At 65.3% G+C, this 15,467-nt stretch carries 14 protein-coding genes; 11 read left to right on the forward strand and 3 right to left on the reverse strand.

Annotated features, from left to right (window positions below; all coding sequences use genetic code 11):
• Nucleotides 1-5 precede the first annotated feature (5 nt).
• The 4 genes from G452_RS0116105 (at nt 6) to G452_RS20865 (ending at nt 3,567) form a co-directional block, all read left to right on the forward strand.
• Entirely contained in the window at nt 6-1,154 is a 1,149-nt protein-coding gene (locus G452_RS0116105) for an MFS transporter (protein WP_022663301.1), read from the forward strand.
• A 263-nt stretch (nt 1,155-1,417) separates the two neighbouring features.
• Entirely contained in the window at nt 1,418-2,302 is an 885-nt protein-coding gene (locus tag G452_RS0116110) for a DMT family transporter (RefSeq protein WP_022663302.1), read from the forward strand.
• A gap of 121 nt (nt 2,303-2,423) precedes the next feature.
• The gene (locus G452_RS0116115; RefSeq protein WP_022663303.1) at nt 2,424-2,978 is read left to right on the forward strand and encodes a hypothetical protein; all 555 of its coding nucleotides are present in this window, start codon (nt 2,424-2,426) and stop codon (nt 2,976-2,978) included.
• 133 nt (nt 2,979-3,111) lie between these two features.
• Nucleotides 3,112-3,567: a GNAT family N-acetyltransferase gene (locus G452_RS20865; protein WP_022663304.1), complete on the forward strand. Its 456-nt coding sequence runs from the start codon at nt 3,112-3,114 to the stop codon at nt 3,565-3,567.
• 6 nt (nt 3,568-3,573) lie between these two features.
• Here G452_RS20865 and G452_RS0116125 read toward each other — a convergent pair whose 3' ends face one another.
• Both G452_RS0116125 and G452_RS0116130 read right to left on the reverse strand, forming a co-directional pair.
• The gene (locus tag G452_RS0116125; protein ID WP_155887786.1) at nt 3,574-4,473 is read right to left on the reverse strand and encodes a hypothetical protein; all 900 of its coding nucleotides are present in this window, start codon (nt 4,471-4,473) and stop codon (nt 3,574-3,576) included.
• 314 nt (nt 4,474-4,787) lie between these two features.
• Nucleotides 4,788-5,012 carry a hypothetical protein gene (locus G452_RS0116130; protein ID WP_155887788.1) on the reverse strand — a complete coding sequence of 75 codons (225 nt, stop codon included), beginning with the start codon at nt 5,010-5,012 and terminating at the stop codon, nt 4,788-4,790.
• A 101-nt stretch (nt 5,013-5,113) separates the two neighbouring features.
• Here G452_RS0116130 and uvrA point away from each other — a divergent pair, with 101 nt between their 5' ends.
• Nucleotides 5,114-7,924, forward strand: a complete 2,811-nt coding sequence (uvrA, locus tag G452_RS0116135) for an excinuclease ABC subunit UvrA (protein ID WP_022663307.1) — start codon at nt 5,114-5,116, stop codon at nt 7,922-7,924.
• A gap of 710 nt (nt 7,925-8,634) precedes the next feature.
• On the forward strand, nt 8,635-9,003 hold the full coding sequence (locus G452_RS0116145) for a PilZ domain-containing protein (protein WP_022663309.1): 369 nt from the start codon (nt 8,635-8,637) through the stop codon (nt 9,001-9,003).
• 174 nt (nt 9,004-9,177) lie between these two features.
• On the opposite strand, the gene G452_RS0116150 is transcribed toward G452_RS0116145, so the two are convergent.
• The gene (locus G452_RS0116150) at nt 9,178-10,443 is read right to left on the reverse strand and encodes a class II fructose-bisphosphate aldolase (protein WP_022663310.1); all 1,266 of its coding nucleotides are present in this window, start codon (nt 10,441-10,443) and stop codon (nt 9,178-9,180) included.
• Between the two features lie 254 nt (nt 10,444-10,697).
• Here G452_RS0116150 and G452_RS20030 point away from each other — a divergent pair, with 254 nt between their 5' ends.
• The 5 genes from G452_RS20030 to pstB all read left to right on the forward strand — a co-directional run bounded on the left by G452_RS20030 (nt 10,698) and on the right by pstB (nt 15,466).
• On the forward strand, nt 10,698-11,855 hold the full coding sequence (locus tag G452_RS20030; protein WP_022663311.1) for an MFS transporter: 1,158 nt from the start codon (nt 10,698-10,700) through the stop codon (nt 11,853-11,855).
• A gap of 227 nt (nt 11,856-12,082) precedes the next feature.
• The gene (locus G452_RS20035; RefSeq protein WP_022663312.1) at nt 12,083-12,637 is read left to right on the forward strand and encodes a chemotaxis protein CheD; all 555 of its coding nucleotides are present in this window, start codon (nt 12,083-12,085) and stop codon (nt 12,635-12,637) included.
• 7 nt (nt 12,638-12,644) lie between these two features.
• A complete protein-coding gene (locus G452_RS20040) occupies nt 12,645-13,751 on the forward strand; it encodes a glycosyltransferase (protein ID WP_040368810.1) in 1,107 nt (368 codons plus the stop codon).
• A gap of 135 nt (nt 13,752-13,886) precedes the next feature.
• Complete coding sequence (locus G452_RS0116170) at nt 13,887-14,576, forward strand: AMIN domain-containing protein (RefSeq protein WP_155887790.1); 690 nt, start codon at nt 13,887-13,889, stop codon at nt 14,574-14,576.
• Between the two features lie 131 nt (nt 14,577-14,707).
• Nucleotides 14,708-15,466 carry a phosphate ABC transporter ATP-binding protein PstB gene (gene pstB / locus G452_RS0116175; protein ID WP_022663313.1) on the forward strand — a complete coding sequence of 253 codons (759 nt, stop codon included), beginning with the start codon at nt 14,708-14,710 and terminating at the stop codon, nt 15,464-15,466.
• The last annotated feature ends 1 nt before the right edge of the window (nt 15,467 follow it).

Raw genomic sequence — 15,467 nt, forward strand, 5'->3', positions numbered from 1 at the left:
TCGCCTTGACCCGTTCCGAACGCGCGACCCTGGCGGCGACCCTGTTCGCCACGGTCTGCGCCATCGCCACCCTCTACGCCCCCCAGCCGCTGCTGCCCGTGCTGGCTCTGGAATTCGGCCTGGGCAAGGCCGCCGCGTCCCTGGCCGTGACCATGACCCTGCTGCCCCTGGCCTTCGCGCCCGTGGCCTACGGCCTGATGCTGGAATCCCTGCCTGCGGCGCGGCTCGCGCGCTGGGCCGTGCTGGTGGTGGCCCTGGGCCACGCCGGGGTCTATCTGGCCCCGACCTGGGAGCTGGTCCTGGCCGCGCGGCTCGTGCAGGGGCTGGCCATTCCCGCGGCCCTGACCTCGGTGATGACCCTGCTCGCCAGCAAATGCGCGCCGGAGCGCATGCGCCGGGTCATGTCCTGGTACATCGCCACCACCATCGTGGGCGGCTTTTCGGGCCGCTTCTTTTCCGGACTCATGGCCGAGGCCTGGGGCTGGCGCGCGCCTTTCGCCGTGCTGGGCGTGCTGCTTTTGGCCGCGTTTCTGCTGCTCGGCAGGCTGGGCGGCGCGGATTCGCCCGGCTACGAGCGCCCGCGCGCCGCGCACGTTCGCGCGGCCCTGGCGCGGCCTTTGTTCCTGCGCGCCTATTCCATGATTTTCTGCTGCTTCTTTACCTTCACGGCCACGCTCAACTATCTGCCCTTCCGGCTGGCCGAGCTGGAAGGGGGCGTCTCCCCCGGCCGCGCCGGAACCATGTATCTCGGCTACCTCGTGGGCGTGGCCACCTGCCTGGCCTCGCCGCGCATCGTCTCCTGGCTCGGCGGCGAGGGCCGGGCCTTTCTGGCCGGGCTGGCCCTGTTCGGAGCGTCCGTCGCGGCCTGTCTCGCGCCCGACATCAGGGTCGTTTTCGCGGCGCTGTTCCCCTTCTGCGCGGGCTTCTTCCTGATCCAGACCGTCGGCCCCGCATTCGTGAACGCGCGGGCAGACGAGCACAAGGGCGTGGTCAACGGGCTCTACATCGCCTTCTACTACGCGGGCGGGACGCTCGGCTCCTTTGTCCCCGGCCTGATCTACAACGCCTTGGGCTGGAACGTGTTCATCGGCTGCCTGCTGGCCGTGCTCGGCGTCGCTGTTTTTCTCGCCGCCGGGCTTTGCAGGAATTCCTGATTGCGCTAAGGTCGTTGCCGATTCCCGCGTAGCGGAACGCGGGCGCAGTCAGCGCCGCGCATGGCGCGCTTTCCGGGAGGGCATCCCCAGGACGGTTCCTGTCGGTCGGGAGCCGCTCCGCCGCCGTTCGGGTCAATCCAGGGGGAACGGCGGCCACAGGGAGGATGCCGGACGGATTCCGTTGCGGACGCATCGGGAGCTTCTCATTGCATTTCCGGCGCTTCGGGCGTATTCCCATCCGGCCCGCCGGGCAAGGAGGAGCGATGCTGCGCGGTCTGGTCTATTCCGTGATATCCGCCATGGCTTTCGGGTTTCTGCCCATTTTCGGCAGGCTCGGCTACGACTGCGAAATGGGCGTCTTCGAGATGCTCCAATACCGTTTTTTCTTTGCGGCGCTGATGCTGCTGGTCTGGTTGCTGCTGACCCGGCCCGCCACGCTCAAGCCCGGCCCGCGCACCCTGGCCAAGGCCGCCGTGCTCGGTCTGATCTTCTACCCGATCCAGTCCTGGTGCTTCATCAGCGCGGTGCGCACCGTGCCCGCGGCCGTGCCCACCCTGATCCTGTACTTCTATCCGGTCATGGTCACGCTGCTCTGCGCCGTGATCTACCGCCAGCCCATCACCCGTTCCACCGTGCTTTCGCTCGTGCTCGTGACCCTGGGCTGCTGCCTCGTGTTCTACGAGGCTTTCCTCATGCGCCTGGACGCCACCGGGCTTCTGCTCTCCGTGGCCGCCATGGTCATCTTCTCGCTCTACCTCACGGCGGTGCAGTATGCGCTCAAGGGCGAGAATCCCCTGCCCCTGACGTTTTACCTGATTCTCTTCGCGGGCAGTGTGCATTCCGTGCTCGCGGGCGGTCCCACCACCATCCTGCGCCTCTCGCCCCACTGCCTCGGCGTGGCCGCCGGGTTCGGCCTCGTCTGCACCATCATCGCCGTGATTTTCCTCTACAAGGCCGTGGAACTCATCGGCAGTCCCTACACCTCCATCTTTTCCACGGTGGAGCCCGTGACCGCCGTGCTCGCCTCCTGGCTGATCCTCGACGAACCCATCCTGCCCGTCAGCGTGGTCGGCATGGTCCTCGTCATCGCGGGCATCGTCCTGCCCAACCTGCACCTGCTGCGCATCCGGCCCGAAGTCCAGTCCTGAGCGGACGGCGGATGCGGACCCGCAAGCGACGGGATCCCGCAGCGTGGCCGGGCGGCAATATTTTCCGGATCGATTCTTGCAGATTCCCTCAAGAAAAGAACATCTTACTTGAGGGAAACACATGAACGTCTCAGCCGGTTCTGGTGCGGCGTTTTTCGAGGCGCCGAAATCCCTGCAACGAACCTCGTCCGGCCGGGAGAGGTTCGAAGGTCTGGTCACGCGCAACATCGATGCGCAGGAAGAGGAGAAGCGGCAACAGGGTTCCGCCGGGATCGCCTTTCCCAACAAGCTGACGGGCCGGGAACGGCAGGAAGTCGCTCAGCTCAAGAGCCAGGCCATGGAGATCGCCGCACGGGCAACGGACGGTCTCACGCCCGGACAGTTGTCGCAGATCAAGTCCATCGAGCAGAAGATACGCGATCTCGGCGGGATGGCGATGTCCGAAAGCCTGACCGAAGCCGCGAAGCAGACGGCGGAACAGAGCAGGGCCGAGCAGCGGGCGGCGGATGTGTGCGAGGCACAGACCCGGGAGCAAACCGAAGCATTTCAGACGGCGGACGGCGGACGGCTCGACCTCGACAGCCATCCCGGCATGGCCATGCTACAGCAGAAGGCGCTGGTGACCGCCATCAGATGTATGCCGAAGTCCTTGGGCGCCATGGGCGGAATCGGCTAGGGCGACTTCCGTCGCGAACCGGTCCGGGCCTCGGCGTTCCGGGCCGCTCCCCGGGCGCGGCCTGACCGCGCATCCGGGATTTGCGCGTTCCCGCGTTCCTGGAGTACGGTTCTCCGAACCACACGGGGGGGAAATGATCGAGGTGCAACGCGCAACGCCCGGCGACTTCCTGGAGATCGCCGCCCTGGACAGGACGGCCTGGAAAGGCAACCGCAACAACGCCTTCATCCCGGACGGGGAGCATGTCTGGCGGCTCTGGGCCGAGCACGCCCTGACCTTCACGGCCCGGAGCGCGGGAAGGCTCCTGGGGGCCATCGTGGCCTTTCCCTGCCTGGACGGGCGCTTCTGCGTGCACAAGGTCATGGTGGAGCCTGCGGAACGCGGCCAGGGCGTGGGGAGCCGACTGTTCGAGCGGCTTCTCAAGGAGCTGGACGCGCGGGCCGAGGACGCCTTCCTGACCGTGGACCCGGAAAACAAGGCCGCGCTGGCGCTCTACGCCAAGTGGGGCTTTGACGAGCGGAGCTTCGTGCCCGGATTCTACCGGGCCGAGGAGGACAGGTACGTGCTGCTGCGCCGGGCGCGGTTTTAGGTCTTCCTATTCCAGCATCAGGGTCAGCCCGGTGAGCGTGGCGGCCTCCGCGCCGACAACGCCCGCAAAAGAGCGGAGCAGGCCGGGGGCGTGCGAGGCGTAGGCCGAGTCGTCGTCGGCGAGGTCGCGCGCGGCCTGGCGCTGCCCGCGGTCGCAGCCGTAGAGATACAGCCCCGTGAGCGAGGCCGCGAAGAAGAAATTGGCCCAGGCCATGCCGAACATGGCCGGGAACACGGTGCGGGCCATGCCGTGCGCGGTTTCCGGTCCGTAGACGCGATCCAGCAGTTCCGGTCCCAGCATGCCGCCCGCGCTCAGCGCGCAGAAGAACGACCAGGCCATGTCCTTGGCCTGGCGCAGTTGCAGGAGGCCGTGCAGCTTGCGCCATTGGCGCGTTTCGGGCGTGTCCGGCGCGTCGTCCTGCGGCCCCAGGCCCGCCAGGCGCTGGATGCGGACCTGCTCCATGAGATGGTCGTGGGCGCGTTTTTCGGTCCAGCCTTCGGATGCCCAGCCCAGCTTGCGGCAGATGTTGATTTCGCCGTGGTGATAGAAAACCGCCATGAGCTTGTCCGGCTCCGGGTCGTGGGGGTGCCTGCGGACTTCGCGGTAGGCGACGTGCGGCAGGAAGGAGCGGATCCACTGGCCTCCCTGCTCGCGCAGCAGGGCGCGCAGATGCTCGTAGGCCTTGCGCGCTGTCCAGCCTTGCGAGGCCCGGCCCACCATCTCGCAGATCTTCAGGCCGCCGCGCTTGTAGTAGATGGCGAAGCAGGCGTCGGCCGCATCCGCGAACGCGCCGGAAGCGGCTTGTCCCAGCCCGCCTTCCGCGCACAGAGGGTGGTTGACCTGCCCGCCGCCCGCCAGGGCGCAGGCCGCCACATAGGGATAGTCCGTCTTGACCCAGTTGCCCATGCTGCCTCCCGCGCTCCGCAGGGCGCGAAACGAGATTCCCGCAGGACGCGGAAAAGCCGCGCCGCAGAAAAGGGAAGGCCGGGCTTGCGGGAGCGGGAAGGGGAGGACGAGGTTCGCGGAAACGTACTCCGGGATCCTGAAATATCGGTCCATGCCGCGCGCAAAAGCCGTTGGTGGAAGCGGGTACTCCCTTCGTAGCGCAAGTCGGGCGGTCTGGGCAACGCCGGAATCGAAAAAATAAAGGAAGGTGCTTCGCGGCCGGAATGATGTAGGAAAACCTGCGACAGCGGGAATGGGGAGGGTGCTGCCCGCGCCTATTTGTCGGCGGTCAGGGCCAGGGCCAGGATGATCGCCGCCAGGACCAGCAGCACCAGGACCACCACGAGGCAGAAGCCCTGGGACGAGGAGACGCCTGTTCGGAGCGCACGTTCCGGGGCAGGGGCGGAGCCGCGTCCGGACCGTGGGCGTGCGGCAATGTATCGATAGGCGTCGGTCATGGTCGTGAGTATCCCGGCGAACAAAGTTGCGCAAGTATCCATCATCTGAATCCTTGTGACCAAGATTTGCAAGAAGGCGCGGCTGGTTGCGCAAAGTTGCAATCCTGTCTTGCCATCCTTCCGGGAATGATTACCATCGCGGGATGAACAAACCAGCCCGCAACGGAACCGACCGTCCCTGCATCCATATAGAAGGTGCCCGCCACCACAACCTCAAGGATCTGAACCTGGACATTCCCAGGGATCAGCTCGTGGTGGTCTGCGGGCCGTCCGGCTCCGGCAAGTCCACCCTGGCCTTCGACATCGTCTACGCCGAGGGGCAGCGCCGCTACGTGGAGTCCCTTTCGGCCTACGCCCGCCAGTTCCTGCCGCAGATGGACAAGCCCCTGGTGGACAAGGTCGAGGGCCTTTCCCCGGCCATCAGCCTGGAGCAGCAGACCGCCACGCGCAACCCGCGCTCCACCGTGGGCACGGTCACCGAGGTCTACGACTTCCTGCGCGTGTTCTTCGCGCGGCTCGGCCGATTCCATTGCCCCAAGTGCGGCAAGCCCATCCAGGCCCAGACCCAGGACGAGATCGTGGAGGACATCCTGGCCCTGTCGGAGGGTACGAAGTTCTTGCTGCTCGCGCCGCTGGTGGACCACCAGAAGGGCACGCACAAGGATCTTTTCGCCAAGCTCAAGAAAGAAGGCTTTGCGCGCGTGCGCGTCAACGGCGAGGTGCTGGCCCTGGACGACGCGCCGGAGCTGGAGAAGAACAAGAAGCACAGCATCGAGCTGGTGGTGGACCGTCTGGTGGTCAAGCCCGGCCTGCGCACGCGCCTGGGCGATTCCGTGGAGCTGGCGCTCTCCAAGGGCAACGAATCCCTGGTCGTGGCCGTGGTGGGCGGGCCGGAAGGCGTGGAACCCGGCGAGCGGCTCGTCTCGACCCTGTCCACCTGCCCGGAGTGCAAGATTTCCCTGCCCCGGCTCTCGCCGCAGCTCTTTTCCTTCAACAGCCCGCAGGGCGCGTGCCCGGCCTGCTCCGGCATCGGCTCCGTGGATTATTTCGAACCGGACCTGCTGGCCCCGAACAAGGGGCTTTCCCTGAACAAGGGCGCGATCATCCCCTGGAAGAATCAGCGCCTCTTCGCCAAGCAGGCGGGCGAGCTGAAAGAGGTCGGCCTGCGGTACGGGTTCGATCTGGACACGCCCCTGGCCGAATTCTCGTCCGAAGCCTGGCGGGCCGTGTTTCACGGCGACGCGGAAACGGGCTGGGAAGGGGTCATTCCCAAGCTGGACCTGGGCCAGCAGATGGGGCCGATCTGGCGGGACGAGCTGGCCCGCTTCCGGCAGACGCGGCCCTGCCCCGTCTGCGAGGGCGCGCGCCTGCGGCCCGAAGTGCTGGCCGTGCGCGTGCGCGGCGGGGACGGAACCGGGAACGATCCCGGTCTGAACGTCTTCGAGTTCGTGTCCATGTCCATCGCCCGCGCCCTGGACTGGCTCAAGGAGCTTTCCTTCAGCGGCCACGAAAACCTCATCGCCGAGCCGCTGCTCAAGGAGCTGATCCATCGCCTGGGCTTCATGGTCAACGTGGGCCTGGACTACATTTCCCTGGGCCGGAACATGTCCACGCTCTCCGGCGGCGAGGCCCAGCGCATCCGGCTGGCCTCCCAGCTCGGCTCCGGCCTCGTGGGCGTGACCTACGTGCTCGACGAGCCTTCCATCGGTCTGCACCCGCGCGACAACGAGCGGCTCCTGGCCACCCTGCGCAGCCTCCAGGGGCGCGGCAACACCGTGCTCGTGGTCGAGCACGACGAGGAAACCATCCGCCACGCGGACCATGTGCTCGAATTGGGGCCGGGGTCGGGCATGCTCGGCGGGGAGATCGTCTACCAGGGCGACGTGGCCGGGCTGCTCAAGGGCGATTCCCTGACGGGCAAGTACCTGCGCGGCGACATGCGCATCGAGCAGCCGGAAAAGCAGCTTACGCCCAAGGGAAGCATCGCCCTGCGCGGTGTGACCACCAACAATCTCAAGAACCTTGACGTGGAGCTGCCCCTGGGACAGCTCGTCTGCGTCACGGGCGTGTCCGGCTCGGGCAAAAGCTCCCTGGTCATGGATTCGCTCTACAAGCACATCGCCCTGGCCCAGGGAACCAAGGTGGACAACCCCGGGCGCATCGGCGGCATCGAGGGGCTGGACAAGATCGAGAAGATCGTCTCCATCGACCAGACGCCCATCGGCCGGACCCCGCGCTCCAACCCGGCCACCTATACCAAGGTCTTCGACGAGATCCGCAAGATCTTCGCGGGCACCAGGGACTCCAAGACGCGCGGCTACCAGCCGGGCCGCTTCAGCTTCAACGTCAAGGGCGGCCGCTGCGAAAACTGCCAGGGCGACGGCCAGATCCGCGTGGAAATGCACTTCCTGCCCGACGTGTACGTGACCTGCAACGTCTGCAAGGGCAAACGCTACAACGCCCAGACCCTGGAAGTGGAATACCGCGACAAGAACATCGCGGACGTGCTGGACATGACCGTGCGCCAGGCCAAGGTCTTCTTCGAGAACCATCCGCCCCTGCTGCGCAAGCTGACCGTGCTGGAGGAGGTCGGCCTCGAATATCTCAAGCTCGGCCAGCCCGCCACGACCCTTTCCGGCGGCGAGGCCCAGCGCATCAAGATCAGCCGCGAATTGGGCAAGCGCAGCCTGCCCGGCGCGCTCTACATTCTGGACGAGCCCACCACCGGACTGCACATGCACGAGGTGGGCAAGCTCATCAAGGTGCTGCGCAAGCTTGTGGACCTCGGCGCCACCGTGGTGGTCATCGAACACAACCTGGACGTGATCCGCGCCGCGGACCATGTGCTCGACCTCGGCCCCGGCGGCGGCGAAAACGGCGGCCGCATCGTCTCCCGCGGCACGCCCGAAGAGATCAAGGCCGACCCGGAGTCGGTGACGGGGAGATTCTTGTAATCGCAAAAGCCTCTTCTCGCACAGCGTATGTGCGTGCGCTCACTCACTAAATCATACTTTTGTAGGGTTGCGAAAAGCGGTCTTCTTGTGGAATAATTCACAATTCCGGCACGAAATGTTTGGAAGAGGCGGACCGTTTGAGTTTTCACCCTGCAATTGCTTTGTTTCGTGAGTAGGTACTGCATGAGATGTTTTCTTGTTCTTGCCTTTCTGCTGTTGTCTCTGGCTGCGTGTGCTCCGGCAAATATCGTTACGGTTTGGGAAAAAGAAGGCGTAACTCCGGAGCAGGAGAAATTGGACCTCGCGGATTGTGAATTCCAGGCGAAGGCGCATACCGAAGATGGCTTGTATAGAAAAGATGTCGCGGAGGAGCGCTACAGAGAGTTGAGGGACATGTGTCTGAAGGCAAAGGGGTACAGGATTATTTCAAGAGAAACGAAGCCTGCGTTCTAGACCAATTGAGATTTTGGATGGGTACCGACGGCGCGTCGCCAAATGGAGGCTCATGAGGAGCCGTTGTTGGAGATGCGAAGAGGCTTCGTCTGTGGTTTATCTCTGAAGCAACCCCTCGGTCTTTGTCTCGTCAATGTTCTGTCTGCCTGGAGCCGCCGAAAAGACCTCCCCGCGAAACCGGGTTGTCTATGCTCTGCGTATCGTGTTAGCATTTGCTCGTACGCGTGAGAGAAAACGGACGTATCCGGAGGAAATGCATGAGCGAGGACAAGCGCAGACGCAGCCGGGTCAAGGCGGGTTTCGAGGCGTCGCTGGTCGTGGACGGCAAGGCGGTTCCGGCCAGGACCAGGGATTTGAGCCTCAAGGGCGCTTTGGTTTCCTGCGACAAGGAATATCCCGCGAACACGCCCTGCGTATTGCGGCTGGGCCTCGGCCCCGGACTGCGGCTGTCCGTGGACGGCAAGGTGGCCCGCAAGACCCCGCAGGGACTGGCCGTGGAATTCGAGGGCATGGACGATCAGAGTTTCGGCCACCTGCTGCAGATCGTGCGGCTGAACGCGGAAGACCCCGACCAGATCGAGGACGAGCTGGCCGAGCCCGCCTTCGGCACGGACCAGGACGGCTAGCCGCGTCGGCTCATCCGAAAAGCCCCGCCCCCGCGCAGAAATATCGCGCCGGGGCGGGGTTTTTTGTTTTCCGGAAACAGGCAACCGCATCCCTGCCCCCGGCGGAGCGGCACGGACGAAAAAGGCCCCGCCGAAGCGGGGCCATGTCGCGTCATTTTATCAGGCGTGAGCGGACTAGTCGTCGAAGTCGCCCTTGGGGCCTTTGTCGCTGTCCAGGGCGGCGGCGCGGGCGCGGAACTTCTCTTCGGTCCATTCGTCCGGATCCTCGATGACTCCGGCTTTCAGCCCCATGTCGTGGCTGCCCTTTTCCGCGATCATGTCCACGGCCAGGGAGCCGGTGCCCTTCGCGTTGAAGACGTTCACGAGCAGGTCGTAGACGAAGTCTTCGACAGCCTGGGCCATGCGCTCGCGCACCTCGGCGGTCTGCGCTTCCATGCGGCGCTCAAAGGGCAGGTTGAGCTTTTTCCAGTCGCCGCCCTTGAGTCCCTTGCCGTCGGCGTAGGCCTTGATTTCGGCGTAGAGTTCTTCGGAAAGGCCGAGGCCCGGCACCTTGGCGAACTCGCCGTTCTCCATGATGGCGTTGCCGTATTCGTTGACCTTGATGCCCCAGCCGATCATCTGCAGTGCCGTGGCCACGTTGGCCTTGGTGGTGCGGGTCTGTTCCGCGATCTCGCGCAGGCGGTCCGAGTTGTTGCCGGAGGTGCCGTGCTGCGCGCCGCTGATGCCGTAGGGGGCCAGGGCTTCGTGGATCTTGCGGGTCAGGTCCACCTGGATGCCCGCGCCTGTGGCCTCGATGCCGTGGGTGGTGCCGTTGTTCAGGGCGATCCAGTCCGGGAAGATGCCGTGGGCGTTGAGTCCCTGGATCAGGAAGAGGGCTTCGTCCGGGGTGGAGAGGCCCTGGGAGCCCTTGATTTCGCCCACCTCGGTCTCGTAGCCTGCCCAGGTCGGGATCAGCGGGCCGAGGCCGATGTTGGTCACGAGGTTTTCCGCGTCGGGCAGGTGCGAGGCGTCGATGGCGATGGAGGTGATGCCCGCGTCGAACAGGGCGGGAATCTCGGTCAGGGCCTGATCGTAGTCGGCCTGTCCCTTGATGAAGTAGTGGTCGGCGTGGATGGCCACGGGCACGGTGATGCCGAGCTTGTTCATCAGCGCGTCCGTGCGGCGGGCGATGTTGAACATGGTCGTGGGGCAGTAGGTGGATTCCGACTTGGCGATCTCGATGATGATGGCGGCGTCGGCCTTCTGCGCGGCCCGCAGCGCGCCTTCGATGACGAAGATGTTGCGTCCGTTGGCCGCGATGGTCATGCATTTGCCCTTTTGGAGCATGGCCTGGTCAACGACCTTGCCGGAGACGATCAGGGCCTTGGAGTTGGGGAAGAGCTTGCAGATGTTCGGCGGCCGTCCGACGGAAAGCGCCTTGTCGAAATTCTTGCTGGCCATGTGTCCTCCTCGGGGCTTGCATCGCCCCTCTTGTATTCGGTGCGGGTCTGCTTCGCCGTGCCGCCCCGGCGGCGCAATGCGTCGTCGCGGGCAACGGCAGCTTGATGATATACATTTTTTTTTGCCGGGCTTCCACCCCCGCGCAGCGGCTCCATCCGATTAATAACGCGGTGTTGTATAGTCCCGGCCTTTGCCGGAGTCCAGCGCTGCGCGCTTGCATTTCACGGTTCGCGGGCCTACCTTGCGCCTTCACCATGACAGACGACAGATCGCGCAAAATGTACGTTTTCCTGCTTGTGCTGACCGTGGCCGCCTACGGCGCGTTCCAGGGCTGGCGCACGCTCTTCAACAACTTCGCCGTGGAAGTCGCCGGGCTGAACGGCGCGCAGATGGGGCTGATCCAGTCCGTGCGCGAGGTGCCGGGCTTCCTGGCCCTGCTCGCGGTCTACGTGCTCTTCATCATCAGCCAGCATCGGCTGGCCGCGCTTTCCGTGGTCGTGCTCGGCCTGGGCGTGAGCATCACGGGCCTTTTGCCCCATTTCGCGGGGCTGACCTTCGCCGTGCTGCTGATGTCCTTCGGCTTCCACTATTTCGAAACCATGAACCAGTCCCTGACGCTGCAATATTTCGGCGTGCGGCAGGCCCCGCTGGTCATGGCGCGGCTGCGCAGCATCGGCGCGGCCACGAACCTCGCGGTGGGCGGGCTGGTCTGGCTCTTGGCCACCACCCTGGGCTTCACGTCCATGTTCGCCGTCATGGGCGCGGCAGCCATGGCGGTCGGGCTCTGGGCCTTGCCGCAGGATCCCACCCGGCAGGATCTGACCCCGCAGCACAAGAAGCTCATTTTTCGGCGCAAATACTGGCTCTTCTACATCCTGACCTTCCTTTCCGGCGGACGGCGGCAGATTTTCGTGGCCTTCGCGGTCTTTCTGCTGGTGCAGCGCTACGGCTACACCGTGCAGCACATCACGCTGCTGTTCGTGCTCAACAACGCGATCAACTGGGCGCTGAACCCGCTGATCGGCCGGGCGGTGAACCGTTTCGGCGAGCGCTGGGTCCTGTCGCTGGAATACGGCAGCCTGATCTTCATCTTCCTGGCCTACGCACTGGTGGACAACGCCTTGGTGGCGGGCGCGCTCTACGTCCTGGACAACATCTTCTTCAACTTCGCCATGGCCATCCGCACCTACTACCAGAAGATCGCGGAACCGGGGGACATGGCCTCGGGCATGGCCGTGGGCTTCACCATCAACCACATCGCGGCGGTCTGCATTCCCGTGCTGGGCGGCCTGGCCTGGATGGTGGACTACCGCACCGTGTTCTTCGGCGCGGCGGGCATGAGCCTTGTCTCCCTGGCGCTTTCCCAGCTCGTGAATCCGCCCGCGCAACAGGAAGAGAGCGAGTCCGATTGACGCGCATCGCCCGAAACGGTTATGTATTTTAATCTTGCGGGCGACACCGGCAGTGGACAGGAGCTGCGCACGTCCGGGCAAGTGATCGGCGCTTTGGGAAATGCGGCAGGCCCGCGAAGCATTGTGCTTGTTTTTCCTGGCCCTTGTCCAAAGGACGCCGCAGAGGGCCATGCCATCGATATCATAGCGGACGCAAGGCGGAGTCGCCACAGGGCCGAGGGCTGATAATGCAGGAGTTGGACAAGTATCCCCGCGTCTTTTTGCAGACCGGCGACTGTTTTTTCGGGGTCATGCCCACTCTGGTGACCACGGTGCTCGGCTCCTGCGTGGCCGTTACGCTGTTCAGCCCGGAAAAGCGCATGAGCGCCATTTGCCACGCCTTCCTGCCGGACAGCAAGGAAGACCGCACCCAGGGGCGCGATCCCCAGACCTGCCGCTATGTGGATACGGCCCTGAGGAACATGCTCGACGCCATGGACAAGCTCGGAGCGCGGCGCTCGGCCCTGGAGGTCAAGATCATCGGCGGCGCGGCCGGGCTCGGAGCGGCCCTGGACAAGGGCAGCAGCTTCCGCATCGGCGAGCGCAACGTGAACATGGCCCGGCGCATCCTCACCGCCGAGGGATTGACCATCTCCAAGGTGGATGTGGGCGGCAACCAGGGCCGCAAGGTGCTGTTTCTTTCCCATACCGGCGAGGCCTGGATCAAGCGCCTGAGCCCCATGGCCGCCGCGCGCGAGACCCTGGGCAAGGGACCGCTGGGACGCATGAACGGCTCGTTGTGAGGCTGGCGTGCGCATAGTGCACTTCTCCACCAATTCTCTGGCCGGGATGCCCCTGCGGCTGGTGCAGGGGCTGAACGCCCACACCCCCCACGAGGCCCGGCTCGTGGACCTCGAACGCTACTCCCTGGAAAAGCTCGGCTGGTACGAGCACGACATCGTCTTCGGCGAAACGCCCGAAGCCGCCGTGCGGGCCGCCGAAGAAGCCGACGTGCTGCACCTGCACAACTATCTCGACCTGGACTCCCGCGCGTTCGCGCCCATCGACTTCCGCGCGCTGCAACGGCGCGGCAAGCTCGTGCTGCGCCAGTTCCATTCCATTCCCGAAGTGGTCGCGGACCGCATGGGCGCGCCCCTGGCGCGGGTGCTCGGCTGCGAGCTGCCCGCCCTGGTCATCAGCCATTACCCGGAACGGTTCTATCCGCAGGCGCGGGTGGTGCCGAACTTCGTGCCCCAGGACGAGCCCGCCTACCGGCCTCCGGCGGAGGATGCGCCGTCCGGCTGCGATCTTTTCTTCAGCCCCACCAAGCTGACCAGCGCCTGGGAAAACCGCTGGAACACCAAGGGCGCGCCCGAAGTCGAGGCCTTGATGCTGGCGCTGGCCGCGGAGACGGGCTGCACCTGCGAGACGGCGCACGGCCTGCCCCTGGCCGAGGTGCTGCGCCGCCGGAGCCGGGCGCGCATCGTGCTCGACGACATGTCCAACGGATCCATGCACCTTTCCGGGCTGGAGGGCATCAGCCAGGGCAAGCCGGTTCTCGCCTATCTGGACGAGCGGCAGCTGCGGGTGCTGGCCGAGATGGCGGGCGTCAGCTCCCAGCCCTATCTGAACGTCCGCCTGGAGGACGCCCGGCCCGTGCTGCGGCGGCTGCTGGCCGCGCCGGACGAGGCCCGCGAAATGGGCGCGGAGGCGCGGCGCTGGCTGGTGCGCCATTTCTCGGACCGCCAGCTCGTGGGCCGCTATGTGGATGCCTACGAGGAGCTGGCAGGCGGCGGCGGGCTCTCGCGGCAGAAATCCCTGCGCCTGGACGGCGCGCTGGCCCGCTTCCAGGCCGTGGAATTGCCGGAGCTGGCCTGGCGGGCCAGGGCTGCGCGCCGAGGCGGCGGCGAGCATTGATTTTTTCGCGCCCGGCGTGGGGCAGGGGACGGGAGGAGCCGGACGGAAATGGAACGGCGGCTCTTTTCCCTCTTTGCGTTTGCGCCGCATTTGCCCTAAGATGACCAGAACCAAAGATACAATTCGGGATACGGGATGCGCAGACGAGATTTGAAATTGACCATGCTTTCGGCGGTTCTGGCGCTGACGCTCTGCTGCGGCGCGGCCCTTGCCGCCGGGGACGAGACGCCCTGGAAGGTGCGGCGGCCCGCCGACAACACCGTCCTGCCCTCGGAGTTCGTGCACCGACCCGGTGCGGGAGAGCCGCTCCCGGCAGACGCCGGAACCGATGCTCCGGACGGCCGCTCCGAAACCGAGGGGGGGGATGCCGTGGCCGCGGCCAAACCCGCGCAAGAAGCTGAAAGCAAGGCCGAAAAACCGGAACGGGACACCGCGTCCGAGGAACAGGCCCGGCCCGCGCCGACTCCTTCCGCATCCTCCGGGACGCCTGCGGCGGACATGGGCCGCGCCGGCAACCTGGAATCCGTGAACCTGGCCAAGGGCGTGGCGCTGTTTCTGCCGCTGGACCGTCCGGCGGCCGAGCCGCGCACCTTCGTGCTCAAGCAGCCCGCGCGGATGGTCTTCGACCTCATGGGCGCCTGGGACAACGTCGGCTCCAACGTCTACCGCCTGGATTCCCCGCTGGTCGAGAAGGTCGTGATGGGCGAGCACGCGGAGTTTCTTCGGCTGGTGGTCTATCTCAACGAAGCGGCGGGCGTGACGAGCCTTGCGGCCAAGACCACCTTCACTCCGGAAGGGATGCGGCTCGAACTCGACGCGGAATAGCGCTTCTTTTTGCTCGTTTCCCAAATGTAACAATCGGGTCATTGGATCGTAACGAGATCCGGCTAACAGAGGCAGAGCCGCGACGCCCCGGATCGGGCGGCGCACAAGCGAATCGCCAAAGGGAGAGCAAAGTGCCCGAAATAAAAGTTTCTTCGGTCAATCTCAATTTCTTTTACGGGGACTTCAAGGCCCTTGAGGACATCAGCCTGGACTTCGAAGCGAACCAGGTCACGGCCCTCATCGGCCCCTCCGGTTGCGGAAAAAGCACGTACCTGCGCTGCATCAACCGCATGAACGACCTCATCGCGGGAACCCGCGTGGAAGGGCGTCTGACCCTCGACGGCGAGGACGTCTACGCGCCCGGAATCGACGTGGTCGCCCTGCGCAGACGGATCGGCATGGTCTTTCAGAAGCCGAACCCCTTTCCCAAGACCATATATGAAAACGTGGCCTACGGCCTGCGCGTCAACGGCGTGAGCGACAAGCGCCTGCTCGACGCCCGGGTCGAGGAAAGCCTCAAGGGCGCCGCGCTCTGGGACGAGGTCAAGGACCGGCTGCACTCCTCGGCGCTGGGCCTTTCCGGCGGCCAGCAGCAGCGGCTCTGCATCGCCCGGGCGCTCGCCGTGCAGCCGGAAGTGCTGCTCATGGACGAGCCCGCCTCGGCCCTCGACCCCATCGCCACCCAGAAGATCGAGGATCTGATCCACGAACTGAAACGCGACTTCACGATCATCATCGTGACCCACTCCATGCAGCAGGCGGCGCGCGTTTCCGACCGGACGGCCTTTTTCTACATGGGCAGGCTCATCGAGGTGGACACCACCAAGTCCATGTTCACCAAGCCCAAGAACAAGCAGACCGAAGACTATATCACAGGCCGCTTCGGCTAGA

Source organism: Paucidesulfovibrio longus DSM 6739 (assembly GCF_000420485.1).
Taxonomy (GTDB): domain Bacteria; phylum Desulfobacterota; class Desulfovibrionia; order Desulfovibrionales; family Desulfovibrionaceae; genus Paucidesulfovibrio; species Paucidesulfovibrio longus.

Excerpts from the sequence above, each read along its gene's own strand:
- G452_RS20035 (WP_022663312.1), top strand. The coding sequence starts at position 12,083 with ATGCAGGAGTTGGACAAGTATCCCCGCGTCTTTTTGCAGACCGGCGAC.
- G452_RS20865 (WP_022663304.1), top strand. The coding sequence starts at position 3,112 with ATGATCGAGGTGCAACGCGCAACGCCCGGCGACTTCCTGGAGATCGCC.
- G452_RS0116110 (WP_022663302.1), top strand. The coding sequence starts at position 1,418 with ATGCTGCGCGGTCTGGTCTATTCCGTGATATCCGCCATGGCTTTCGGG.
- G452_RS0116145 (WP_022663309.1), top strand. The coding sequence starts at position 8,635 with ATGAGCGAGGACAAGCGCAGACGCAGCCGGGTCAAGGCGGGTTTCGAG.
- G452_RS0116170 (WP_155887790.1), top strand. The coding sequence starts at position 13,887 with ATGCGCAGACGAGATTTGAAATTGACCATGCTTTCGGCGGTTCTGGCG.
- G452_RS0116130 (WP_155887788.1), bottom strand. The coding sequence starts at position 5,012 with ATGGATACTTGCGCAACTTTGTTCGCCGGGATACTCACGACCATGACC.
- G452_RS20030 (WP_022663311.1), top strand. The coding sequence starts at position 10,698 with ATGACAGACGACAGATCGCGCAAAATGTACGTTTTCCTGCTTGTGCTG.
- uvrA (WP_022663307.1), top strand. The coding sequence starts at position 5,114 with ATGAACAAACCAGCCCGCAACGGAACCGACCGTCCCTGCATCCATATA.
- G452_RS0116150 (WP_022663310.1), bottom strand. The coding sequence starts at position 10,443 with ATGGCCAGCAAGAATTTCGACAAGGCGCTTTCCGTCGGACGGCCGCCG.
- G452_RS0116125 (WP_155887786.1), bottom strand. The coding sequence starts at position 4,473 with ATGGGCAACTGGGTCAAGACGGACTATCCCTATGTGGCGGCCTGCGCC.
- G452_RS0116115 (WP_022663303.1), top strand. The coding sequence starts at position 2,424 with ATGAACGTCTCAGCCGGTTCTGGTGCGGCGTTTTTCGAGGCGCCGAAA.